This window comes from Ruegeria marisrubri (assembly GCF_001507595.1).
In the GTDB taxonomy this organism is placed as follows: Bacteria; Pseudomonadota; Alphaproteobacteria; order Rhodobacterales; family Rhodobacteraceae; genus Ruegeria; species Ruegeria marisrubri.
This window is the reverse complement of the sequence record NZ_LQBQ01000034.1, coordinates 126350-150309: the sequence shown is the minus strand read 5'-3', so window position 1 is coordinate 150309 and position 23960 is coordinate 126350. Positions and strand designations below refer to the sequence as shown.

The window sequence follows — 23960 nt, the reverse complement described above, 5'->3', positions numbered from 1 at the left end:
TGTCTGCCCCCTCTTGGCCTGCGGCCAATTCACCCCCGAGGATATTTTGGGCCAGATGAAGAAGGGTCATTCGCGCAGGGCGGCGAGCGCCTCGGCAAGGTCCAGCGCGCCGTCATACAGGGCGCGGCCCGAGATCGCGCCGTTCAGGGCAACGCCGCAGTCTCGCAGGGCGATCAGGTCGGCCAGGGAACTGACGCCGCCGCTGGCGATCACCGGGATCGACACGGCGCGGGCCAGGGCGGCCGTGGCCTCGATGTTGGGGCCTTGCATCGCGCCGTCGCGGTTGATGTCGGTGTAGATGATGGCGGCGACGCCGGCATCCTCGAAGCTTTTGGCCAGATCGGTGGCCTCGACATCCGTTTCTTCTGCCCAGCCCTTGGTGGCGACCTTGCCGTTGCGGGCGTCGATACCGACGGCAACCTTGCCGGGGAAGGCGCGGGCGGCCTCTCGTACCAGGGCGGGATTTTCGACCGCGACGGTGCCAAGGATCACGCGCGCCAGCCCCTTGTCGAGCCAGGTCTCGATGGTGGCCATGTCGCGGATGCCGCCGCCCAGCTGCGCGGGCACCCTGCAGGTCTTCAGGATCGCCTCGACCGGGGCGGCGTTGACCGGCTCGCCGGCGAAAGCGCCGTTCAGGTCCACCAGGTGCAGCCATTCGCAGCCGGCCTCGACAAAGGCGCGGGCCTGTGCCGTCGGGTCTTCGTTGAAGACGGTGGCCTTGTCCATGTCGCCGCGCAGCAGGCGCACGGCCTTGCCGTCCTTGAGGTCGATTGCGGGGTAGAGGATCATGATGTGCGACCTTTCGCTGAATTCCGGGCGGGATATGGCATGGGCAGGGCAGGGAATGCAACGCGACCCAAAGTCAGCCTTGCCTGCGGCCGCGACGCCGCGCAACATTGCCCGAAAACAGGGAGGTTTTCGATGAACAGGGTGATTCTGGCGTCCGTTCTGGGGTTTGGACTTGCGGGTGCAGTTCAGGCGGACCCGGTGGAAGGGATCTGGAAAACGGCAGAGGGCGAAGAGGGGGGCTATCTGCATGTCGAGATCGCGCCCTGCGGCAGCGCGATCTGCGGCACGATCAACAATGCGTTCAAGTCCTCGGGCGATCTTTCGGCCGACTACGAGCATCTGGGCAAGCAGATCATCTGGAACATGCTGCCCGATGAAGAGGGGTACTATTCCGGCGGCAAGATCTGGGCGCCGGATTCGGACAAAACCTATCGGTCGAAAATGGCGCTCGAGGGCGACTCTCTGACTGTGAAGGGCTGTGTCGCCGGGGGGCTGATCTGCCGCGGGCAGGTCTGGACGCGGATCAAGTGATCTCTCGCGCCTGACCTGCGCCCCTCAGGGGGTCCAGGTCAGGAAATTGCCAATCAGGCGCAGGCCGACATCCTGGCTTTTCTCGGGGTGGAACTGCATGCCCAGCATCGTGTCACGCCCGATCACCGCCGTCACCGGCCCGCCATAGTCGACATGGGCCAGACGCTCGGCCGGGTTGTCCACGTGGAACTGGTAGGAGTGGACGAAATAGGCGTGGTCGCCGGTCTTGATGCCGTCGAACACCGGGTGGTCATGTTCGATGACCAGATCGTTCCAGCCCATGTGCGGCACTTTCAGGCTTTTGTCCTTGGGCTCGATCCGGACCACGTCGCCCGCGATCCAGCCCAGACCAGGGGTTTCCTGGTATTCGTGGCCCGTGGTCGCCATCAGCTGCATGCCGACGCAGATGCCCAGAAAGGGGCGGCCCTTCTGTTCGACCGCCTCGACCATGGCGTCATGGATCCCCTTGTGCCCGCGCAGCTCGGCCGCACAGGCGGGAAAGGCGCCGTCGCCGGGCAGCACCAGCCGGTCGGCGCGCGCCACGATTTCGGCGTCCGAGGTCACGACGACCTCGCCCGCGTCCAGTTCGCGGGCCATACGTTGAAACGCCTTTTCGGCCGAGTGCAGGTTGCCGCTCTCGTAGTCGATGATGGCCGTCAGCATTTGATTCCTTCCTGCGCGAAGCTTGTCCGAAAACCGGTTCCCACTATACGGGCCGCGCTCAAAGCGCGCCCTTGGTCGAGGGAATCGCGTCGGCCTTGCGCGGGTCGGTCTCGACCGCCATGCGCAGGGCGCGGGCGACGGCCTTGAACGCCGCCTCGGCGATGTGGTGGCTGTTGAACCCGTGCAGCTGGTCCACATGGAGGGTGATGCCGCCATGGGTGCTGAGCGCCTGAAAGAACTCGCGCACCAGCTCGGTGTCGAACGTGCCGATCTTGGGCGTGGGCAGGTCGACGTTCCAGACCAGGAAGGGCCGGCCCGACAGGTCGAGCGCGCAGCGCACCTGCGCGTCGTCCATCGGCAGGTGGCACTCGCCATAGCGCAGGATCCCCTTCTTGTCGCCCAGGGCGGCGGTCAGCGCCTGACCCAGCGCGATGCCGGTATCTTCGACCGTGTGGTGGTCGTCGATGTGGTAGTCGCCCTTGGCGCGGATCTTCATGTCGATCAGCGAATGGCGCGCCAGCTGGTCCAGCATGTGATCGAAGAACCCGACGCCGGTCTGGTTGTCATAGGTGCCGGTCCCGTCGAGATTGATCTCGACCGTGATTTCGGTTTCGGCCGTCTTGCGGCTGATCGAGGCGCGACGCATGGGCGAATTCCTTTTGCTACGGGCGTGCTTATAGGCCCGGCGCGGGGGCGATTTCCAGCCCGCAATCCGCGGGCGCGGCGATGTGTTGCGTGAAAATCAGGGGATTGCGCCCGTCGGGCCGCCATGCCAGCTTGACGCCGAAACCAACAGCCAAATTCAAACGAAAGTCTCGCGGCATGACCACCTGCGTTTTCATCCAGATCCGCTGCAAACCCGGCACGACCTACAAGGTGGCCGAAGAAATCGCGCTGCGCGAAATCCACTCGGAGCTGTATTCCACCAGCGGCGAATACGACTTGCTGATGAAGCTCTACATCCCCGAGAGCGAGGATGTGGGCCATTACATCAACGAACACCTGCTGGTGATTCCCAATATCGAACGGTCGCTGACCACGATGACCTTCAAGGCCTTCTGAGGCCGCTGGCGGCAGTCAAGCCGCCACGCCGGCTTCACGCGCCGATATTCGCCCTGACCTGCGATTTCGTCGGGAAGGTGGATCGGCATCTGGAGCGGGCGATGAGATTCGAACTCACGACCCTTACCTTGGCAAGGTAATGCTCTACCCCTGAGCTACGCCCGCATTCAGATACTGTCTGTGGCCATTCGGCCTCTCACTGGAGCGGGCGATGAGATTCGAACTCACGACCCTTACCTTGGCAAGGTAATGCTCTACCCCTGAGCTACGCCCGCCCCGTTGAGTGAGGCGTGAAGTATAAATTCTGGCCGGAAGCTGCAAGAGGAAAAACGCATCGCTTCCGAAAAAATTTTCACCTGCGAGCGGCAACTCGCCCAGGCATGGCGGAAATGCCGGTCGTGGATGGTGACGTGCAGCCTGGTGCGGCATGTTTCACGGCCGGCATGATTTTGACAAAATTTCGTGCTAGGGTGCATCTCCGGATTTCGTCAGGCGCAGACAAGTGCAGAAACGCGCAAGTCGAATTGTTGACCAGGCAGGCGGGCAGGCGAAGTTGTGGGACAAGTGGAGGAAATCTCATGAAGATCAATTCGGCCATGCGCGTCACTGCCGTGTGTTTCATGCTGGCCGGTGCGGTCAGCTTTGCAGTCACCGTTTCCATGCCTGAACCCGCTTTTGCCAAAGATGGCAACGGCGGTGGCAACGGCAAAGGCGGTGGCAACGGCAAAGGCGGCGGAAACGGAGGTGGCCACGGCGTCGGCCATGCCGGTGGCAACGGGAAAGGCGCCGGGTTCGGTTTCGGCAACGGTAGAGGCAATGACAGATCCGGCAAGGGGGCCGGTGTGTTTGCCGGGCTCGGCATAGGCAAGGGAAAGGGCCAGGGACAAGGCAACGGCCTTGGCGCAAGGGCCGAAGCATTTGCCGACAAGGTCACAGGGTTGTTCAGTGGCAAGTCACAACGCAGCAACGGCCGCGCGAAATCCCAAACCGAGACTAACCACGTTGCCCCGAACCATCACGGCAAGATCGCGTCCGAGCTGAAGGGCTGGAACGCGGCTCATGCCAGTGCGCAGGCCTTTGCCAATGCGGCTCCGAACAGCCGGGTAGGCCAGCTTTCGGACTATCGCGACACGCTTTTCGATCTGGACATGGCGCAGGATGACCTGGACGAGGCGCTCGGGGTTCTGGCGGACGCAGAGAAGGAACTGGCAGATCTTGAGGCTCTGACAGACGACGAGATCGACGAACAGTTCGATTCCATCGACGACTACAACGACGCTGTCAGCGACGCCGAAGAGGCGGTGGAAAATGCCGAAAACGATGTCGCCGACGCAGAGGACGCGGTGGATACCGCACAGGACACCACCGATCAGGCGCTGGCCGATCTGACCGGAGATCAGGAGCTGTCGGACGAGGCCGTCGAGGCCCTGAACGGAATGCTCACCGACTGAACGAAAAACGCCGCCCAGAGCGATCCGGGCGGCGCGGTATCAGGACAGGGGGCGGCCAGCGGCCGCCCTTTTTCATTCCAGTTCGACCAGCAGGTCCTTGGCGTCGATCTGACCGCCGGGCTGGACATGCACCGCCTTCACGGTGGCGTCGCGCTCGGCGTGGATGCCGGTCTCCATCTTCATCGCCTCGATGGTCAGCAGCATGTCGCCTTCCTTGACCACCTGGCCCGGCGTAACCGCGACCGTGGCCACGACACCCGGCATCGGCGCGCCCACATGGTTGGGGTTGCCGACCTCGGCCTTGGGCCGCTGGATCGTCGAGGCCTTCACCAACCGGTTCGGCACGCGGATCACCCGCGGCTGGCCGTTGAGCTCGAAGAACACCTTGACCTCGCCGTTCTCGTCGGTCTCGCCGATCGCCTGGCAGCGGATCTCCAGCGTCTTGCCGGGGTCGATCTCGGCGGTGATCTCCTCGCCCGGCTCCATGCCGTAGAAGAAGGTCTTGGTCGGCAGGGTACGCACCGGACCATAGGTGCGGTGGCGGCCCATGTAGTCGAGAAAGACCTTGGGATACATCAGGTAGCCGTTCAGATCCTCGTCATCGACTTCCTTGCCCTCGAGCTGCCTGGACAGGTCGGCGCGGGTCGCTTCCAGGTCCACCGGCGGCAGGTGCTTGCCCGGACGCTCGGTATTGGGCGCCTCGTCCTTGAGCACCTTCCTGATGATCTTCTCGGGGAAGCCACCCGGCGGCTGGCCGAGGTTACCGCGCATCATGTCCACGACCGAGTCGGGGAAGGCCACTTCGGTATCCGGGTCCTCGACCTGCTCGCGCGTCAGGCCCTGGCTGACCATCATCAGCGCCATGTCGCCCACCACCTTCGAGGACGGCGTCACCTTGACGATGTCGCCGAACATCTGGTTCACGTCGGCATACATCTGCGCCACCTCGTGCCAGCGTTCCTCCAGCCCCAGCGAGCGCGCCTGCGCCTTGAGGTTGGTGAACTGGCCGCCCGGCATCTCGTGCAGATAGACCTCGGAGGCGGGGGCCTGCAGCCCGGATTCGAAGGCGGCGTATTGCTCGCGCACCGCTTCGAAATAGTCGCTGATCTCGCGGATTGCCTTGATGTCCAGCCCGGTGTCGCGGTCGGTGTGGCGCAGCGCCTCGACCACGGTGCCCAGCGTCGCCTGGCTGGTATTGCCCGAGAAGCTGTCCATCGCGCAGTCCACCGCGTCCACGCCCGCCTCGCTGGCCGCAAGGATGGTGGCGCTGGCGATGCCGGCGGTGTCATGGGTGTGGAAGTGGATGGGCAGGCCCACCTCTTCCTTCAGCGCCCGGATCAGCACCCGCGCGGCGGCGGGTTTCAGCAGGCCGGCCATGTCTTTCAGGCCCAGAACATGGGCGCCTGCGTCGCGCAGCTCTTTCGCGGTTTGGACATAGTATTTCAGGTCATACTTGGCCCGGTCCGGGTCCATGATGTCGCCGGTATAGCAGACGGTGCCTTCGCAGATCTTGCCGTTCTCGATGACCGCATCCATCGCCACGCGCATGTTCTCGACCCAGTTCAGCGAGTCGAACACCCGGAACACGTCGATGTTCTGCGACGCCTGGCGGACGAATTCCTGCACCACGTTGTCGGGATAGTTGGTGTAGCCCACCCCGTTGCTGCCGCGCAGCAGCATCTGGGTCATCAGGTTGGGCATCGCCTCGCGCAGGTCGCGCAGGCGCTGCCAGGGGCATTCCTGCAAGAAGCGATAGGCCACGTCAAAGGTCGCGCCGCCCCAGCACTCGACCGAGAACAGCTGCGGCAGGTTGGCGGCATAGGCCGGCGCCACCCGGATCATGTCGATCGAGCGCATCCGCGTCGCCAAGAGCGACTGGTGCCCGTCGCGCATGGTGGTGTCGGTGATCAGCAGCTGCCGCTGCGCCTTCATCCAGTCGGCCACCGCCTGCGGGCCCTTCTGCTCCAGCAGGTTGCGGGTGCCCATCTGCGGCTCGGCCTTGCGGGCCGGGGGCTTGGGCTCTTTCAGGTCGGCGCGGGGCAGGGGGCGGTCCTTGGTCTCGGGATGCCCGTTCACGGTGATGTCCGCGATATAGGTCAGCACCTTGGTGCCCCGGTCGCGCCGTTTCTTGAAGGTGAACAGCTCGGGCGTCGTGTCGATGAACTTGGTGGTGTATTCATTCGACAAAAAGGTCGGATGCTTGAGCAGGTTGATGACGAAGTCGATATTCGTCGAAACGCCGCGGATGCGGAACTCGCGCAGGGCGCGGTCCATGCGGTGGATGGCTTTCTCGGGCGTCGGCGCCCAGGCGGTGACCTTGGTCAGCAGCGAGTCGTAATAGCGCGTGATCACCCCGCCCGCATAGGCCGTGCCGCCGTCCAGACGGATGCCCATGCCGGTGGCCGAGCGATAGGCGGTGATCCGGCCGTAGTCGGGGATGAAGTTGTTCTGCGGGTCCTCGGTGGTGATCCGCGTCTGCAGCGCATGGCCGTTGAGACGGATGTCCTCCTGGCTGGCCATGCCGGTGGCCTCGGCCAGCGTCTTGCCCTCGGCGATCAGGATCTGCGCCTGCACGATGTCGATGCCGGTGACCTCTTCGGTGACGGTGTGTTCGACCTGAACGCGCGGGTTCACCTCGATGAAGTAGAACTTGCCGGTGTCCATATCCATCAGGAACTCGACCGTGCCGGCGCATTCGTAATTCACATGGGCGCAGATGCGGCGGCCCAGCTCGCACAGCTCGGCGCGCTGCTCGTCGCTCAGATAGGGGGCCGGGGCGCGTTCCACGACCTTCTGGTTGCGGCGCTGGACCGAGCAGTCGCGTTCATACAGGTGATAGATCTGCCCGTGCTTGTCGCCCAGGATCTGCACCTCGACGTGGCGGGCGCGGGTGATCATCTTTTCCAGATAGCCCTCGCCATTGCCGAACGCGGCCTCTGCCTCGCGGCGGCCTTCCAGCACCTTCTCTTCCAATTCGTCCTCGGACAGGATCGGACGCATCCCGCGTCCGCCACCGCCCCAGCTGGCCTTGAGCATCAGCGGATAGCCGATCTCGGCCGCTTCCTTGCGGATCGCGTCCATGTCGTCGCCCAGAACCTCGGTGGCCGGGATCACCGGCACGCCGGCCTCGATCGCCACGCGCCGGGCGCTGGCCTTGTCGCCTAGCGCGCGCATGGTCTCGGCCTTGGGGCCGATGAAGGTGATTCCGTTCTTGACGCAGGCATCCACGAAATCCGGGTTCTCGGACAGCAGGCCATAGCCCGGATGGATCGCGTCGGCGCCGCTTTCCTTGGCGACCCGGATGATCTCGTCGATCGACAGATAGGCCGCGACCGGCCCCAACCCTTCGCCGATGCGATAGGCTTCATCCGCCTTGAAGCGGTGCAGCCCCAGCTTGTCCTCTTCGGCAAAGACGGCGACGGTGCGTTTTCCCATCTCGTTCGCCGCACGCATCACTCGGATGGCGATTTCGCCGCGGTTCGCGATCAGGATTTTCTTGAAGTCGGTCATGGCAGGTCCCGTGGTCTTTCAGCTTGGCCGTGTTTTAGGCGGACAATACGCACAGGTATATCTGTATTTCTGGGTAGAACCGGCATGTTATCGCTCGCAAACGCCGCGAAACGACAGTTTTTCAGTCATGATTTCCGTCAGGCATTCTGCGATGCGGCATGATTCAGCATGATCGGCGGCGGCAACTCGGTTGCCGTAACGGCACCCAGCTGTCCCATATTTGCCTCCAAATCCTTGCGGAGAATGTCGATCACATGGGCTGGGCCGCGCTCGCCAAGGGCGGCGAGGGCATAGAGAAACGCCCGCCCAAGCATCACGAAATCGGCCCCCAGCGCCAGCGCGCGCAGAATATCCAGCCCGCCCGCGGTGCCCCCGTCAAAGATCAGCGGCAGATCCGTCGCGGCGCGGATCTGGGGCAGAACCTCGATACTGGCGGGCGCGCCGTCGAACTGGCGGCCACCGTGATTCGATACCCACAGCGCATCGACCCCGGTCGCCTCCAGCGGCGCGGCATCCTCGGCCCGCATCACGCCCTTGATGATGAACGGCCCCTCCCAGTGATCGCGCAGCCACTTCACGTAATCCATGCCGGGCGAGGTGCGCAGCAGATATCCGACATGCGCGGTCGGGGGCAGGTCGGCAGAGCCGTCGATGTATTTGTCCAGCGCCCGCATCCGCGGCATCCCCGCCCGCGCCATGCACCAGGCCCAGGCCGGCCGCCTCGCGACCTGCGCCATCAGGCGCGGGGTCAGTTTCGGCGGCTGCCGCAGCCCCGATCTGGTCTGCCGCTCGCGCCGCGAGGCGACGGGCACATCGGCGGTCAGCACCAAGGTCGAGAACCCGGCCGCGCGGGCGCGCTCCAGCATGTCGCGGCGGATCTCGGGGTCTTTCGGCGGGTAAAGCTGGAACCAGGCGTTCTCGCCCAGGTGCGGGGTCAGGTCCTCGGGGCTCTGGCTGGCGACGGTCGAGAGCGTATAGGGAATGCCCGCGCGGGCCGCGGCGCGGGCCAGAATCCCCTCGGCATCCGGCCAGACCAGCCCCGACATGCCGATCGGCGCGATGCCGAAGGGCAGGGCATGGTCCTGCCCCAGCATTCGGGTGCGCAGGTCGGGTTCCTGCGGGCCGTGCAGGATCGAGGGCAGGAACCGCACCTGATCCAGCGCCCAGCGGTTGCGGTTCACCGCCACCTCGGCCCCGGTGCCGCTGTCGAGATATTCCCAGACGAAATGCGGAACGCGCCGCTTGGCGCGCCGTTTCAGATCCTCGAGTCCGGGGTAGGTGCTGTGCAGGTCCATGCCGATTGATCCGACCTGCCGCGCGATTCGGCAAGGGTTTCAGGCAGATGCAGCCTGCGCCCGACGGCTCCACCAGCATCCCGAAAGAAATTCGCAAAATCGCGCGAACAAGCCGTGAACAAACCCTTTCCCTCGGCACGCTTCCGGCTTAGTTTGGGCGCATGAGCAGTTTCGATGAAAATGACGCCTTCGAAAGCGCCTCGCTGTCGGCCCGTGCCATGGCCGCCCGCCCGATGCCGTATCTGGATGACCTGAACCCGGCGCAGCGGGAAGCGGTCGAGCGGCTGGACGGCCCGGTGCTGATGCTGGCGGGTGCGGGCACCGGCAAGACCAAGGCGCTGACCACCCGCATCGCCCATCTGCTGAGCACCGGCCGGGCGCGGCCGAACGAGATTCTGGCCGTGACCTTCACAAACAAGGCCGCGCGCGAGATGAAGGAACGGGTGGGCCGCCTGCTGGGCCAGCCCGCCGAGGGGATGCCGTGGCTGGGCACCTTCCACTCGATCTGCGTCAAGCTGCTGCGCCGCCATGCCGAACTGGCCGGGCTGAAGTCGAACTTCACCATTCTGGATACCGACGACCAGCTGCGCCTGCTCAAGCAATTGGTGCAGGCCGCCAATATCGACGACAAGCGCTGGCCCGCGCGGATGCTGGCGGGCATCATCGACGACTGGAAGAACCGCGCCCTGACCCCCGACAAGGTGCCCGCCGCCGATGCCGGGGCCTACAACAACAAGGGCGTTGACCTCTACGCCCAATACCAGACTCGCCTGCGCGAGTTGAACGCGGTGGATTTCGGCGACCTGCTCTTGCACATGGTCACCATCTTCCGGACCCACCCGGACGTGCTGGAGCAATACCAACGCTGGTTCCGCTACATCCTTGTGGACGAATACCAGGACACCAACATCGCCCAATACCTGTGGCTGCGGCTGCTGGCGGGCGGGCACAAGAACATCTGCTGTGTGGGTGACGACGACCAGTCGATCTATGGCTGGCGCGGGGCTGAGGTGGGCAACATCCTGCGCTTCGAGAAGGACTTTCCCGGCGCCCATGTGGTGCGGCTGGAACAGAACTACCGCTCGACGCCGCACATCCTGGCCGCCGCCTCGAACGTGATCCGCGGCAATGAAAGCCGTCTGGGCAAGGAGTTGTGGACCGACAAGCCCGAGGGCGAAAAGGTCCGCCTGATCGGCCATTGGGACGCCGAAGAGGAAGCCCGCTGGATTTGTGAGGAAATCGATGCAATGCGAAGCGGTACCCGAGGCATGCGACCCTTTGAGCTAAATGAAATAGCGATAATGGTTCGAGCTACCCACCAAATGAAAGTGCTTGAGGATCGGTTTCTGAAGATCGGCATGCCATATAGAGTTATTGGTGGGGTGCCATTCTACCGTAGATTGGAAATAAGGGATGCAATTGCCTATTTCCGCGTCGTGGTCAGTCCTGACAATGATCTGGCTTTCGAGCGAATCGTAAACACGCCTAAGCGCAGTTTAGGAGAGAAAGCGCAACAGACGATCCAGCGCACCGCGCGGGATCATGGCGTGTCGCTGCTTCAAGGCGCGCGGATTGCGGCCGAACAAGGGCTGATCAAGGGCAAGGGTGGCGCGGCTTTGCGCGAATTGGTCGATGGGCTGGCGCGCTGGAATGCCATGACCCGCGGCCCGCGGATTGAAATCGATGATGATTCAGTGATTGATAACGGTGCCGAACCTGCCCGGTATGGCGATCCAGAGGTTTCACATATTGAATTGGCTCAGATAATCTTGGATGAAAGTGGTTACACTGAAAGTTACTTAAAACCACTTTCCGATGAAGAGCTAAAATTGGATCCAAGCCCGCCACGTAGGCCGCGTGATCACGAGGCTGCCGGACGGTTGGAAAACTTGAAGGAGTTGGTTAACCACTTGGGCGAATTTGAGAATCTGCAAGGTTTTCTCGAGCATGTAAGTCTCGTCATGGACAACGAACAGGACAATGATGAGCCAAAGGTCTCGATCATGACCCTGCACGCGGCCAAGGGGCTGGAGTTTCCCGCCGTGTTCCTGCCGGGGTGGGAGGATGGTCTGTTCCCCTCGCAGCGCTCGATGGATGAAACCGGCCTCAAGGGACTCGAGGAAGAGCGTCGCCTCGCCTATGTAGGCATCACTCGCGCGGAGGAAGTTTGCACAATTTCATTTGCCTCCAATAGATTAATTTTCTCTGGTGACTTTAAAGGTTGGCAATCGATGTTGCCCTCGCGCTTCATCGACGAGTTGCCCGAGGACCATGTCGAGGTTCTGACGCCTCCGGGCCTCTATGGCGGCGGGCACAGCGCCCCCGGAATCGAGACCCACGCGGCGCAGGCCAATGTCTACAACTCGCCCGGCTGGAAACGGATGCAAGCGCGGCAGGGACAATACGGCATGTCGCAACCCCGCGAATCCCGCAACACCGTGATCGACGCGACCGCCGTCGCCAGCTTCGCCTTGGGCGAGCGGGTGTTTCACCAGAAATTCGGCTATGGCGAGGTGATCGCCATCGAGGGTGACAAGGTCGAAGTCGCGTTTGAAAAGGCCGGGACGAAGAAGGTGGTCGCCCGGTTCCTCTCGGCCAAGGACGACGTGCCCTTCTGATCCAGCGGAATGTGCCTGCCGGCACATGCTCGATTGTTTGATCGGCGCCCGGTTCGGGCGCCTTTTTCATGTCTGAAAACAAGAAACGGCGGTTCCCAGGGAGGAGGAGGGGGAACCGCCGTTCTTTGCAACATCAGGGCAGGGAGGAGGAGTGGCCCCGATGCATCCGAACCCGGGTTTGACCCCGGTATGAGGAGGCGGCGATGCCAGGGAGGAGGAAGGGCATCGCCGCTCGCTTGCAACACCGGACTAGGGAGGAGGAGAACCCGGTGTATCAGCTCCGGCCAGCAAGGCCGGTATAAGGTGCGGCGACATCAGGGAGGAGGAGGATGTCGCCGCCGAAGTTCAGACCCACAGGGAGGAGGAGAAGGGCCTGATCTCGGTGTTCTTCAGGCGTTTAGTGCGCCGTGTAGTCCTCGGCCGCCTGCATGGCGATGCGACGGATCATCGAGCGGTGCAGGCCCAGATCGGCCAGTTCGCGGTTCGACAGGGCCGACAGTTCGTTGACCGTCTGGCGGTACACCCGGTGGCGGGTGTAGCGGGTCTTGATGGCTTCGATCAGCGAGGAGAAGCCGATGGAGTGCGTGCCCTTCAGGACGGTATGTTCGCTTGTGACTGCCATGGTCGTAACCTGTCGTTCCAGTTTCATGCCGCAGTGCGGCGTCGCTTGCTTGAGGGTGAAAATAGGCAATTGCTGCGGACGCGCAACAGGGAGGATGAGCAATGCCGCTATGCAGCAAATGCATAGATTGTTTGGAGAAATCGCGTGGTCTCTGAAAATGGCCGCTGGGATTGTTGAGAAGTGTCGCGGCATGGCCGGGGATGCCGTGAGGTCATTTGCCCAGCCAAATGCGAACAGATCCCAACATCGCCTGGCGTTCATGGGCATAGACCGTTTGCACCGCGCCGATGTCCTGCTGTGCCACGGATCGCTGCCGTGGGAATTCATGGGACGGCACTGAAAGAGTGCGGGAGCACGCCTGCGATTTTCTGTATCGACGGGGCCGGTGATTCGGGGGAGATCGGGAAAAACTGGGTGGCTCCGGCCCAGTTTTCAGGGTTTCTGAAAAAAAATCGGGAATTCATGGGAGATTTTTTCGGTCTACCATGAGGCACAACATATGGTGTGGCTCTCGTGTCGTTATCCCAAAAGTGCTATTTTTGAGTATACATTTTGCGGATGACCTGCCCGACACCGAGTGCTATCGTCGCGAATCTCCAGATTCTTCCCGCAGAATTTTGTTGATTTCCATGAATTCCCATGTCATCCCTAATACATCCGATGAGGACGAGGCAGCAGGGGCGCCAAACGACCCCAACCAACAATAATCAGGTTTCATACAGGCATCTCGCTTTCATCAGACCACAGAGATCCGGCGCGCGGGCGAGCAGACATCCCCCCAGGTGGCGCGCGCAGCTGGACATCCCGCAAGGCGGGCAAATGCGGCGGGTTGATCAATGGCAGCAGATCAACCCGCCGTTTTTAAGTTTCGGGGGGAGAGATTTTTGAGGCGCAAGCGAAAGGGACGTCGTCTTGGCGCGCAGGTTCAGAGGCGAAAGCCACCACAAGGTGGACAGCAAGGGCAGGGTCTCGATCCCGGCCTCTTTTCGCCGCGTGCTCGAAGCGGGCGATCCCAACTGGCAGTCCGGCAGCAATCCCGAGCTTGTCATCGTCTATGGCGACCATCGCCGCAAATACCTGGAATGCTACACGATGGAGGCGATCGACGAGGTCGATGCCAAGATCGACGCGCTGCCGCGCGGCTCGAGAGAGCGCAAGATGCTGCAGCGCCTGTTCCACGGGCAGTCCTTTCCGACCAATGTCGATGAAACCGGGCGGCTGGTGCTACCGGCCAAGCTGCGCAAGAAGATCGGGCTCGAGGACGAGGCGTTTTTCATCGCGGCAGGCGATACGTTCCAGATCTGGAAGCCCGAAACCTACGAGACCGAGGAACTGGCGGCGACCGAAGAATGGCTCGACAGCCTGGGCGACGATGTCGATCCGCTGCAGTTCCTCGATGCGGTCGAGGGCGGGTGACGGCATGGCGGCCGCGGATCACCCTCGACCGGACGCGCCTCACATCCCTGTCTTGCTGCGCCCGCTCCTGGCGGCGGTGGCGCCGGTTCATGGCGTCTGGCTGGACGGAACCTTCGGCGCCGGTGGCTATACGCGCGGGTTGCTGGATGCCGGCGCCGACAAGGTGATCGCCGTTGATCGCGACCCGCTGGCCTTTGACATGGCCGCCTCCTGGGCCGGCGACTACGGCGACCGGCTGGTGATGCAGCCCGGCGTCTTTTCCCGCATGGACGAATACGCACAGGATCTCGACGGCGTCGTTCTGGATCTCGGGGTGTCGTCGATGCAACTCGATCAGGCCGACAGGGGGTTCTCCTTCATGAAGGACGGCCCGCTCGACATGCGCATGAGCCAGGAAGGCGAAAGCGCCGCCGATCTGGTGAACACGGCCTCCGAGGCGCTGCTGGCCGACATCCTGTTTCACTATGGCGAGGAACGCGCCAGCCGCCGCATCGCCAAGGCCATCGTCAAGGCCCGCGCCGAAGAGCCGATCACCACCACCCTGCGGCTGGCGGAAATCATCGAAGGCTGCCTGCCGCGCGCCAAGCCGGGGCAGTCGCATCCCGCCACGCGCTCGTTCCAGGCGCTGCGGATTGCCGTGAACCGGGAATATGACGAGCTGTTCGAGGGGCTGATGGCCGCCGAACGGGCGCTGAAACCGGGCGGGCAGCTTGCCGTCGTCACCTTCCACTCGATCGAGGACCGCATGGTCAAGCGGTTCCTGCAGGCGCGCTCGGGCAGAACCGGCCGGGCCAGCCGCTATGCGCCCGAACTGCCGCAGGAGCAGCCGCAGTTCACCCTCAAGACGCGCAAGGCGATCGGCCCGGACGAACAGGAACTGGCGGAAAACCCGCGCGCGCGGTCGGCCAAGCTGCGGGTGGCGGTGCGGACCGACGCGCCGGCGGGGCCGATCGACCCGCGCGCCATCGGCATGCCGCAACTCGGTGGAGGAGCGAGATGAAGAGTGTCCTGTATGTGTTGACCGCTCTGGCCGTGTTCGGTCTGGCCCTGTGGGCCTACAACGAGAATTACCGCACCCAGCAGGTATTGAGGGAAACGCGCGCGCTGCAGAACCAGATCGGCGAGGCGCAGGCCCGTCTCAGCGTCCTGCGCGCCGAGTGGGCCTATCTCAACCGCCCCGACCGGCTGCGCGAGCTGGCCGACCTGAATTTCGAGCGTCTCGGCCTGTTGCCGCTGCGCGCCGACCAGTTCGGCCGCGTCGATCAGATCGCCTATGGCGAGGACCCCGACCTGCCCATCGTCGATCCGATCGAGCTGCAGGCCATCACCGACGTTCAGGCCGCGGCCGAGGTGCAGCTGCCATGACCGCCCGTACGCCGCTCCGCCCCCTGCCGCGCGTTCTCGACGCCCGCGCCCGCGGCGAAAACCCCGATGTCATCGAGCGCGAGAACATCCGCAAGCGCCACGAGGAAATGAAAGATCGCGCCCGCGCGCGGGCCGAGGGCCGCCTGCTGGTTCTGGGCGCGTTTTTCCTCTGCGTTTTCGTCGTGATCGGTCTGCGCATGGGGGCGTTGGCCACCTCCGAGGCGCAGGAACCGCTTGCCAGCGCACCTGGCGCCTCGATCGCGATGCAGCGGGCCGACATCGTGGACCGCGAAGGGCGCATCCTGGCGACCAATCTCGAAACCTACTCGGTCTATGCGCAGCCGCCGCTGATGGTCGATCCGGTCGCCGCCGCCGAGGGGCTGGTCCGGGTCTTTCCGGATCTGGACAAGGAGCGGCTGATCAAGGACTTCACCGGCAAGCGCAAGTTCCTCTGGATCAAGAAAAGGATCTCTCCGGAACAGAAACAGGCGGTTCACGACATCGGTGATCCGGGCCTGCTGTTCGGCCCGCGCGAGATGCGGCTCTATCCCAACGGCCAGTTGGCCGCGCATATCCTGGGCGGGGCGGGATTCGGGCGCGAGGGCGTGAACGCGGCCGAGGTGATCGGCGTGGCAGGCGTGGAAAAACAGTTCGACGACTATCTGCGCGACCCGGCCAACGGCAACAAACCGCTCACGCTGTCGCTGGACCTGACGGTTCAGGCGGCGATGGAACAGGTGCTGTTCGGCGGCATGAAGATCATGAACGCCAAGGGTGCCTCGGCCGTTCTGATGAACGCTCATACCGGCGAGGTGGTCGCGGCGGCCTCTCTGCCGACCTTCGACCCGAACGACCGCCCGCGCCCGCCGACCTCGGGGTTCGACCCTTCCGACAGCCCGCTCTTCAACCGCTATGTGCAGGGCGTCTACGAGCTGGGATCGGTCTTCAAGATTTTCACGGCAGCACAAGCGGTTGACCTGGGTCTGGTGAACTCGGACACCATCATCGACACCTCGGGACCGATGAAGATCGGGCGCTATCCCATCGGCGAATTCCAGGGCAAGAACTATGGCAAGCTCAGCGTCGCCGACATCATCGTCAAAAGCTCGAACCGGGGCACCGGGCGGCTGGCCCTGCAGATCGGGGCCGAGCGGCAGCAGGAATTCCTGCGGTCGCTGGGCATGTTCGAGCCGACCCCCTTCGAAATCGTCGAGGCCAAGGGCGGCGAGCCGCTCAAGCCCAGGAAATGGGGCGAGTTGAGCACGGTCACCATCTCCTACGGCCACGGCCTTTCGACCAGCCCGATGCACCTTGCGGCCGGCTATGCGGCCATCGCCAACGGCGGACACTATGTCAGCCCCACGATCCTGCGGCGCAACGGCCCGCAATACGGCCCTCGCGTCATGTCGGAAAACGCCGCACGGCAGGCGCAGGCCATGCTGCGCAAGGTGGTGACGGACGGCACCGCCAGCTTTGCCGAGGTGCCGGGCTATGACGTTGCGGGCAAGACCGGCACCGCCGACAAGCCCAAGCCGCGCGGCGGCTACTATGACGACAAGGTGATCGCCACCTTCGCCTCGCTGTTTCCCGCCTATGATCCGAAATATGTCCTGGTCGTCACGCTCGACGAACCGTCGATCCTGGCCTATGGCGAAAAGCGCCGCACGGCGGGCTGGACGGCGGTGCCGGTGGCGGCCGAACTGATCGGGCGCGTGGCGCCGCTGCTGGGCCTGCGCCCCCGGCTTGAGCCTGAGGCGGACGCTGCTATAACCCTGACCTCGAACTAGGCGGAACCGGACGGATGGGTCATGGGCGAGAGGTCGAAGAAACTTAACCAACTGGCCCTGACCGCGCGCGAAGGGAAAAACCCCGACATCACCGGTCTGGCCATCGACAGCCGCGAGGTGAAAGAGGGCTATCTGTTCGCCGCCCTGCCCGGAACGCGGGTTCATGGCGGCGAGTTCATCCAATATGCGCTGCGCATGGGTGCGGCCGCCATCCTGACCGACGCGCAGGGGGCCGAGATCGCGGCCAGCGAACTGGCCGCCTCGGACGCCGCGCTGGTGATCGCCGAAGACCCAAGGCAGGCGCTGGCCTATACCGCCGCCCTGTGGTTCGGCGCTCAGCCCGAAACGATCGTCGCGGTGACCGGAACCAACGGCAAGACCTCGGTTTCGACCTTCGTGCGCCAGATCTGGACCGAACTGGGCCATCCCGCCATCAATCTGGGCACCACCGGCGTCGAGGGGGCATGGACCGCGCCGCTGGCCCATACCACGCCCGACCCGATCACCCTGCACCGTTGCCTGGCCGAGGCGGCCGAGGCCGGCATCACCCACGCGGCGATGGAGGCCTCGTCGCACGGGCTGGAACAGCGTCGGCTGGACGGGGTGCGTCTGACGGCGGCGGCGTTCACGAACTTCACCCAGGATCATCTGGATTACCACAAGACGTTCGACGCCTATTTCGCGGCCAAGGCCGGGCTGTTCCGCCGGGTGCTGCCGCCGGACGGAACCGCGGTAATCAACCTCGACGACCCGAAGGGCAACGAGATGCGCGCCATTGCGGCAGCACGCGGGCAGCACATCCTGACGGTCGGCCGCGCCGGAGGCGATCTGTGCCTTCTGAACCAGCGTTTCGACGCGACGGGGCAGGACCTGCGCTTTACCCTCTGGGGCAAGACCTTCCAGGCCCGGCTGAACCTGATCGGCGGCTTCCAGGCGGAAAACGTGCTGCTGGCCTGCGGGCTCGCCATCACCAGCGGCGACGACCCGGCGCGCGTATTCGAGACCCTGCCGCACCTGACCACTGTCCGGGGCCGGATGCAGCTGGCCGCGACCCGCAGCAACGGCGCGGCGGTCTACGTCGATTACGCCCATACGCCCGATGCCGTGGCCACCGCGCTCAGGGCGCTGCGCCCGCATGTCATGGGCCGGCTGATCGCCATCGTCGGCGCGGGCGGCGACCGCGATGCCACCAAGCGCCCGCTTATGGGCCAGGCCGCGGCCGAGAATGCCGACGTGGTCTATGTCACCGACGACAACCCCCGCAGCGAGGACCCGGCGCAGATCCGCGCCGCCGTCATGGAGGGCGCGCCCGAGGCCTACGAGGTGGGCGACCGGGCCGAGGCGATCCTGCGCGGCATCGACGCGCTGCAACCGGGCGACGCGCTGCTGATCGCGGGCAAGGGGCATGAAACCGGGCAGATCGTGGGCGACCAGATCCTGCCCTTCGACGATGTCGAGCAGGCCAGCATCGCGGTGGCCGCTCTGGACGGGAGGGTCGCATGACGCTCTGGACCGCGGCCGAGGCCGCCCGTGCCACCAAGGGCCGCGCCACCACCGACTGGCAGGCCAGCGGCGTGTCGATCGACACCAGAACCCTTCAGCCCGGCGATCTGTTCGTGGCGCTCAGGGCGGCGCGGGACGGGCATGATTTCGTGGCGCAGGCGCTGGAAAAGGGCGCCGCTGCCGCGCTGGTCTCGCGCGTGCCCGAAGGCGTGGCTGAGGACGCGCCGCTGCTGATCGTCGAAGACGTGCAGACCGCGCTCGAGGCGCTGGGCCAGGCCGCGCGCGACCGCTGCAGGGCGCAGGTCGTCGCCGTCACCGGCAGCGTGGGCAAGACCTCGACCAAGGAGATGCTGGCCACCATCCTCGCCGAACATGGCCGCACCCATGCCAGCGTCGCCAGCTACAACAACCACTGGGGCGTTCCGCTGACCCTGGCTCGGATGCCGCGCGACACCGAGTTCGCCGTGATCGAGATCGGCATGAACCATCCCGGCGAAATCGCGCCGCTGGCCCGTCAGGCCCGCCCCCATGTGGCGCTGGTCACCACCGTGGCCGCAGTTCACCTCGAAGCCTTCGACTCGGTCGCGGGAATCGCCCATGAAAAGGCCGCCATCTTCGAAGGGCTCGAGTCCGGCGGCACCGCCGTGGTGAATGCCGATATCGACCACACCGACATCCTGCGCACCTGTGCGGCCCGGCACGGCGCCGTGATCGTCGATTTCGGCCGCACCGCCACCGACTACACGCTGACCGGCGTCACCCAGTCCTCCGACTCGATCCACGCCACGGCAGATGTTTATGGCCGGGCGATCGCCTTCGACGTGCAGTCGGCCGGCACCCATTTCGCCATGAACGGGCTGGCCGCGCTGGCGGCCTGCGTCGCGCTGGGCGTCGATCTGGACAGCGCAATCGCCGGGCTGCGCAAATGGTCCCCGGTCAAGGGGCGCGGCGTGCGCGAGAAGCTGTCCCTGAAGGATGGCGGGCAGATCGAGCTGCTGGACGACAGCTACAACGCCAACCCCACCTCGATGGCGGCGGCGCTGGACGTGGTTGCCGGGGCCGAGGGCGCGCGCCGTATCGCCTTTCTGGGCGACATGAAGGAACTGGGGCCGCAGGCCGAGGCCATGCACGCCGACATGGCCGGGCTGGAGGCGATGGAACGGGTGGACAAGGTGCATTGCATCGGCCCGCTGATGCGGGCGCTGCACGCGGCACTGCCCGAGGACAAACGTGGCCTGTGGACCGAAACCAGCGCCGAGATGGCCGACCACCTGCCGCAGCTGGTGCAGGCCGGCGACGTGGTGCTGGCCAAGGGCTCGCTCAGCATGGGGCTGGCCCGGATCGTTGACGGCGTCCGCAAAATGGGGCATGGGCCCGCGCTTGAACACTGATACGCGACTGAGGAAGGTATCGAGATGCTCTACTGGTTGACCGCCCTGTCGGACGGAGGGGACTTTTTCAACCTCTTTCGCTACATCACCTTCCGGGCGGGCGGTGCCTTTCTGACGGCGCTGGTGTTCGGGTTCATCTTCGGCAAGCCGCTGATCAACGTGTTGCGCAAGAAACAGGGCAAGGGCCAGCCGATCCGCGATGACGGCCCCGAGGCGCATTTCTCCAAGGCGGGCACACCGACCATGGGCGGGCTGTTGATCGTGGGGGCGCTGGTCACCTCGACGCTGCTGTGGGCGCGGTGGGACAATCCCTTTGTCTGGCTGGTGCTGTTCGTCACGCTGGCCTATGCGGCCATCGGTTTCGCGGACGATTATTCAAAGGTTTCAAAGCAGAACACCAGGGGCGTTCCGGGCAAGGTGCGTCTTGCGCTGGGCATCATCATCGCCGTCATCGCCGCGCTCTGGGCGGCCTACAATCACCCCGCCGAGCTGCAGAACCAGCTGGCGCTGCCGGTGTTCAAGGACACGCTGATCAATCTTGGCTACTTCTATGTGCCGTTCGCGATCGTGGTGATCGTCGGCGCGGCCAACGCGGTGAACCTGACCGACGGACTGGACGGGCTGGCGATCATGCCCGCGATGATCGCCGCCTCGACCCTTGGCGTGATCGCCTATGCGGTGGGGCGCGTGGACTTCACCGAATATCTCGACGTGCACTACGTGCCGGGAACGGGCGAGATCCTGATCTTCACCGCGGCGCTCTTTGGCGGGGGGCTGGGCTTCCTGTGGTACAACGCGCCGCCGGCTGCGGTGTTCATGGGCGATACCGGCTCATTGGCGCTGGGCGGCGCGCTGGGCGCCATCGCGGTGGCGACCAAGCACGAACTGGTGCTGGCGATCGTCGGCGGCCTGTTCGTGGTCGAGGCGCTCAGCGTGATCATCCAGGTGCTCTATTTCAAGCGCACCGGCAAGCGTGTGTTCCTGATGGCGCCGATCCATCACCACTATGAAAAGAAGGGCTGGGCCGAGCCGACCATCGTGATCCGTTTCTGGATCATCTCTCTGATCCTGGCGATGATCGGCCTGGCGACGCTGAAGGTCCGCTGAGGCGGCGGGTGCTCCCGCCAGGTTCGGCGGGCTGACGCCCACCTGCCACCTGTTGGGCCGGGCGCGCGCGGGGCGCGCGCGCCGTGATGCGCCCTTGCCAACCCAAATCGCCCCGGTGCAGTGTGGCCGCGGAATGCGCGGGTGGAAAGGAAGGGGCGAGATGATCCCGGTCAAAGGGTATTCGGGCCAGAAGGTTGCGGTTCTGGGGCTGGGCCGGTCGGGCCTGACGACGGCGCGGGCCCTGCGGGCCGGCGGCGCCGAGCCGGTCTGCTGGGACGACAACCCGGCCGCTCGCGAGACCGCCGAGGGTGAGGGGTTCGTCTGCGCCGATCTGCGCCGCCAGGGCGCGTTCGAGGGCGTTTCGGCGTTGATCGTCAGCCCCGGCATCCCGCATCTCTATCCCGAGCCGAACCCGGTCGTCGCCGCGGCCATCGAGGCCGGCGTGCCGGTGGACAACGACATCGGTCTGTTCTTCCGCTCTTTTGCCGGGCCGGAATGGGACGAGTTCGACACCGCTCCGCGCGTCGTGGCGGTGACGGGCTCGAACGGCAAATCCACCACCGCCGCGCTGATCCACCACATCCTGACCGAGTCGGGCCGGCCCTCGCAACTGGCGGGCAATATCGGGCGCGGCGTGCTGGACATCGAGCCGGGCGCGGACGGGTCGGTGGTGGTGCTGGAGCTGTCCAGCTACCAGACCGAGCTGGCGCGGGCCCTGACCCCGGATATCGCCGTGTTCACCAACCTGTCGCCCGACCACCTTGACCGGCATGGCGGCATGGGGGGCTATTTCGCCGCCAAGCGGCGGCTGTTTGCCGAGGGTGGCCCCGACCGGGCGGTGATCGGCGTGGACGAGAAAGAGGGCGCCTTTCTGGCCGGGCAGATGTCTGAAGGGGCCGCCGATGACCGGGTGATCCGGGTGTCGGTGACGCGCAAGCTGACCGGGCCGGGCTGGCAGGTCTTTGCCCGCAAGGGGTTCCTGTCGGAGTATCGCAAGGGCCGACAGGCGGGCTCGATCGACCTGCGGCCCATCAAGGGTCTGCCGGGGGCGCACAACCACCAGAATGCCTGCGCCGCCTATGCCGCCTGCCGGGCGCTGGGGCTTGCGCCCAAGGCGATCGAAGCGGCGCTGCACAGCTATCCGGGCCTGCCGCATCGCAGCCAGATCATCGCCGAGGCCGGCGGTGTCACCTATGTCAACGATTCCAAGGCCACCAACGTGGACAGCGCGATCAAGGCGTTGAGTGCCTTCAAGCGGGTCCGCTGGATCTGCGGCGGGCTGGAGAAGGAAGGCGGGCTGGCGGCGCTCAACGATGCGGTGGGCGAGGTCATCAAGGCCTATGTCATCGGTCGCGAGGCGGCCGCTTTTGCCATGCAGCTGAAGGTCGAGGCCGAGGTCTGCACGACCATGGCAGCGGCGGTCGAACGGGCGGTGGCCGAGGCGCAGGAGGGCGAGACCGTCCTGCTTGCGCCGGCGGCGGCGAGTTTCGACCAGTATGACAGTTTCGAACGGCGCGGCGAGGATTTCGTGGCCGAGGTGACCCGGCGGCTGGCGGAGTAGGGGGCGCTGCCCCCGTCGCGGCCTGGCCGCGACTCCCCCGGAGTATTTTGGGAAAAGATGAAGATGTCAGGAACGGGATTGCCTTGCGGCAATCGCTGTGCCTGCCGCGTGGCCCGAGGACCAGGCCCATTGGAAGTTGTAGCCGCCAAGCCAGCCGGTGACGTCGACGGCCTCGCCGATGGCGTAGAGGCCGGGGACGGATTTGGCCTCCATGGTTTTCGATGAAAGGGCATCGGTGTCGATGCCGCCCAGCGTGACCTCGGCTGTGCGGTAGCCCTCGGTGCCGGTCGGCGTGAGGTGCCAGTTCTCGAGGGCGGCGCAGATCTCGGTAAGCCGGGCGTCGGACTGGTCGGCGAGGTTGCCGCGCAGGCCCAGACCGGGTTTGAGGAAATCGACCAGACGGGCCGGCAGGTGGCGCGCCAGTTCGGTCGTCAGCGCCCGGCGGCCGGAGGTCTGGCGCTGGTCGCGCAGGGTGTCGAAAAGCGGCAGGCCGGGGATCAGGTTGGCAGAGATCGACTCGCCCTCGCGCCAGTAGGATGACAGTTGCAGCACCGCCGGCCCGCTGAGGCCGCGATGGGTGAAGAGAAGCGCCTCGTCGAAGCTGGCGCGTGCGTTGCTGAGCCGCGCCGGAACGGACACGCCGGACAGGTCCCTGAAACGTCCGTCGGAAAAGGTGAAGGGCACCAGCGCCGGGCGGGTTTCGGTCACGGACAGGCCGAACTGGCGCGCGAGGTCATGGGCCAGCCCGGTCGCGCCCATCCTGGGGATCGACTTGCCGCCGGTGGCCAGGACCAGGTTGGCGCAGGTCACCGCGTGCCGCTTGCCCTCGCGTTCCAGGTCCAGCGAAAACCCGGCCTCGGACCGCCGCACCGATTGCAGCGACGTCGAGAGCCAGAGGTCGGCCCCGGCGCGTTCCATCTCGGCCAGCAGCATGGCGATGATCTGTTTCGACGAGCCGTCGCAGAACAGCTGCCCCAGCGTCTTTTCGTGCCAGGCGATACCGTGCCGGTTCACCAGATCGATGAAATCCCACTGGGTGTAGCGCGCCAGCGCCGATTTGCAGAAATGCGGGTTCTGCGACAGGAAGTTCGCGGGTTCCGCATGCATGTTGGTGAAATTGCACCGGCCGCCGCCCGAGATGCGGATCTTTTCGCCCGGCGCGCGGGCATGGTCGATCACCAGCGTGCGCCCGCCGCAATGGGCGGCGCACATCATGCCGGCGGCCCCGGCGCCCAGGATGACCGTGTCGAACCTCATGCCCCGGCCTTGGCGCGGATTGCCGCCAATGG

Annotated in this window: 20 protein-coding genes and 2 tRNA genes; 12 read left to right on the top strand and 10 right to left on the bottom strand. The window is 65.0% G+C overall.

Annotated features, from left to right (window positions below):
- Positions 1 to 66: 66 nt before the first annotated feature.
- Positions 67 to 789, bottom strand: a complete 723-nt coding sequence (hisA, locus tag AVO45_RS13245) for a 1-(5-phosphoribosyl)-5-[(5-phosphoribosylamino)methylideneamino]imidazole-4-carboxamide isomerase (protein WP_068348068.1) — start codon at positions 787 to 789, stop codon at positions 67 to 69.
- 132 nt (positions 790 to 921) lie between these two features.
- On the opposite strand from hisA, the gene AVO45_RS13240 reads away from it, so the two are divergent.
- Positions 922 to 1320, top strand: a complete 399-nt coding sequence (locus AVO45_RS13240) for a DUF2147 domain-containing protein (RefSeq protein WP_068347688.1) — start codon at positions 922 to 924, stop codon at positions 1318 to 1320.
- A gap of 24 nt (positions 1321 to 1344) precedes the next feature.
- Here the strand turns inward: AVO45_RS13240 and hisH are convergent, their stop codons facing one another.
- From hisH to AVO45_RS19970, 3 genes are read right to left on the bottom strand one after another with little or no spacing between them, the layout of a single operon-like run.
- Positions 1345 to 1983, bottom strand: coding sequence for an imidazole glycerol phosphate synthase subunit HisH (hisH, locus tag AVO45_RS13235; RefSeq protein WP_068347686.1), 639 nt, complete (start codon positions 1981 to 1983; stop codon positions 1345 to 1347).
- 58 nt (positions 1984 to 2041) lie between these two features.
- Positions 2042 to 2629, bottom strand: coding sequence for an imidazoleglycerol-phosphate dehydratase HisB (gene hisB, locus AVO45_RS13230; protein WP_068347684.1), 588 nt, complete (start codon positions 2627 to 2629; stop codon positions 2042 to 2044).
- Between the two features lie 28 nt (positions 2630 to 2657).
- A complete protein-coding gene (locus AVO45_RS19970) occupies positions 2658 to 2825 on the bottom strand; it encodes a hypothetical protein (RefSeq protein ID WP_205627892.1) in 168 nt (55 codons plus the stop codon).
- Between AVO45_RS19970 and AVO45_RS13225 the strand changes: the two genes are divergently transcribed.
- Positions 2806 to 3045 carry an Lrp/AsnC family transcriptional regulator gene (locus AVO45_RS13225; RefSeq protein ID WP_068347682.1) on the top strand — a complete coding sequence of 80 codons (240 nt, stop codon included), beginning with the start codon at positions 2806 to 2808 and terminating at the stop codon, positions 3043 to 3045. The genes AVO45_RS19970 and AVO45_RS13225 overlap by 20 nt on opposite strands.
- A 90-nt stretch (positions 3046 to 3135) precedes the next feature.
- On the opposite strand, the gene AVO45_RS13220 is transcribed toward AVO45_RS13225, so the two are convergent.
- Positions 3136 to 3210, bottom strand: a tRNA-Gly gene (locus AVO45_RS13220).
- A 35-nt stretch (positions 3211 to 3245) separates the two neighbouring features.
- Positions 3246 to 3320: transfer RNA gene (locus tag AVO45_RS13215), tRNA-Gly, on the bottom strand.
- A gap of 303 nt (positions 3321 to 3623) precedes the next feature.
- Here AVO45_RS13215 and AVO45_RS13210 point away from each other — a divergent pair.
- Positions 3624 to 4496, top strand: a complete 873-nt coding sequence (locus tag AVO45_RS13210) for a hypothetical protein (protein ID WP_068347679.1) — start codon at positions 3624 to 3626, stop codon at positions 4494 to 4496.
- A 72-nt stretch (positions 4497 to 4568) separates the two neighbouring features.
- Here AVO45_RS13210 and AVO45_RS13205 read toward each other — a convergent pair whose 3' ends face one another.
- Both AVO45_RS13205 and AVO45_RS13200 read right to left on the bottom strand, forming a co-directional pair.
- Positions 4569 to 8006: a pyruvate carboxylase gene (locus tag AVO45_RS13205; protein ID WP_068347677.1), complete on the bottom strand. Its 3438-nt coding sequence runs from the start codon at positions 8004 to 8006 to the stop codon at positions 4569 to 4571.
- A 137-nt stretch (positions 8007 to 8143) separates the two neighbouring features.
- On the bottom strand, positions 8144 to 9301 hold the full coding sequence (locus AVO45_RS13200) for an alpha-hydroxy acid oxidase (protein ID WP_068347675.1): 1158 nt from the start codon (positions 9299 to 9301) through the stop codon (positions 8144 to 8146).
- A gap of 161 nt (positions 9302 to 9462) precedes the next feature.
- Between AVO45_RS13200 and AVO45_RS13195 the strand changes: the two genes are divergently transcribed.
- Positions 9463 to 11919 carry an ATP-dependent helicase gene (locus tag AVO45_RS13195; RefSeq protein ID WP_068347673.1) on the top strand — a complete coding sequence of 819 codons (2457 nt, stop codon included), beginning with the start codon at positions 9463 to 9465 and terminating at the stop codon, positions 11917 to 11919.
- Positions 11920 to 12316: 397 nt separating this feature from the next.
- Here AVO45_RS13195 and AVO45_RS13190 read toward each other — a convergent pair whose 3' ends face one another.
- Positions 12317 to 12568, bottom strand: coding sequence for a DUF1127 domain-containing protein (locus AVO45_RS13190; protein ID WP_420819936.1), 252 nt, complete (start codon positions 12566 to 12568; stop codon positions 12317 to 12319).
- Positions 12569 to 13453: 885 nt separating this feature from the next.
- On the opposite strand from AVO45_RS13190, the gene mraZ reads away from it, so the two are divergent.
- From mraZ to murD, 8 genes are all read left to right on the top strand, one after another.
- The gene (gene mraZ, locus AVO45_RS13180; protein WP_082688795.1) at positions 13454 to 13957 is read left to right on the top strand and encodes a division/cell wall cluster transcriptional repressor MraZ; all 504 of its coding nucleotides are present in this window, start codon (positions 13454 to 13456) and stop codon (positions 13955 to 13957) included.
- 4 nt (positions 13958 to 13961) lie between these two features.
- Positions 13962 to 14957, top strand: a complete 996-nt coding sequence (gene rsmH, locus AVO45_RS13175; RefSeq protein ID WP_068348066.1) for a 16S rRNA (cytosine(1402)-N(4))-methyltransferase RsmH — start codon at positions 13962 to 13964, stop codon at positions 14955 to 14957.
- Complete coding sequence (gene ftsL, locus AVO45_RS13170) at positions 14954 to 15322, top strand: cell division protein FtsL (RefSeq protein WP_068347663.1); 369 nt, start codon at positions 14954 to 14956, stop codon at positions 15320 to 15322. The genes rsmH and ftsL overlap by 4 nt, the downstream gene beginning before the upstream one ends.
- On the top strand, positions 15319 to 17109 hold the full coding sequence (locus tag AVO45_RS13165; RefSeq protein ID WP_068347662.1) for a peptidoglycan D,D-transpeptidase FtsI family protein: 1791 nt from the start codon (positions 15319 to 15321) through the stop codon (positions 17107 to 17109). The genes ftsL and AVO45_RS13165 overlap by 4 nt, the downstream gene beginning before the upstream one ends.
- A 21-nt stretch (positions 17110 to 17130) precedes the next feature.
- Positions 17131 to 18612 (top strand): UDP-N-acetylmuramoyl-L-alanyl-D-glutamate--2,6-diaminopimelate ligase, encoded by a 1482-nt coding sequence (locus AVO45_RS13160; RefSeq protein ID WP_068347660.1) that lies wholly within the window; start codon positions 17131 to 17133, stop codon positions 18610 to 18612.
- The gene (locus tag AVO45_RS13155) at positions 18609 to 20003 is read left to right on the top strand and encodes a UDP-N-acetylmuramoyl-tripeptide--D-alanyl-D-alanine ligase (RefSeq protein ID WP_068347658.1); all 1395 of its coding nucleotides are present in this window, start codon (positions 18609 to 18611) and stop codon (positions 20001 to 20003) included. The genes AVO45_RS13160 and AVO45_RS13155 overlap by 4 nt, the downstream gene beginning before the upstream one ends.
- Positions 20004 to 20027: 24 nt before the next feature.
- Positions 20028 to 21110, top strand: a complete 1083-nt coding sequence (gene mraY, locus AVO45_RS13150) for a phospho-N-acetylmuramoyl-pentapeptide-transferase (protein ID WP_068347656.1) — start codon at positions 20028 to 20030, stop codon at positions 21108 to 21110.
- Between the two features lie 160 nt (positions 21111 to 21270).
- Positions 21271 to 22671: a UDP-N-acetylmuramoyl-L-alanine--D-glutamate ligase gene (gene murD, locus AVO45_RS13145; RefSeq protein ID WP_068347653.1), complete on the top strand. Its 1401-nt coding sequence runs from the start codon at positions 21271 to 21273 to the stop codon at positions 22669 to 22671.
- Positions 22672 to 22737: 66 nt separating this feature from the next.
- Here the strand turns inward: murD and AVO45_RS13140 are convergent, their stop codons facing one another.
- A complete protein-coding gene (locus AVO45_RS13140; protein ID WP_068347651.1) occupies positions 22738 to 23928 on the bottom strand; it encodes a BaiN/RdsA family NAD(P)/FAD-dependent oxidoreductase in 1191 nt (396 codons plus the stop codon).
- Positions 23929 to 23960: the final 32 nt, after the last annotated feature.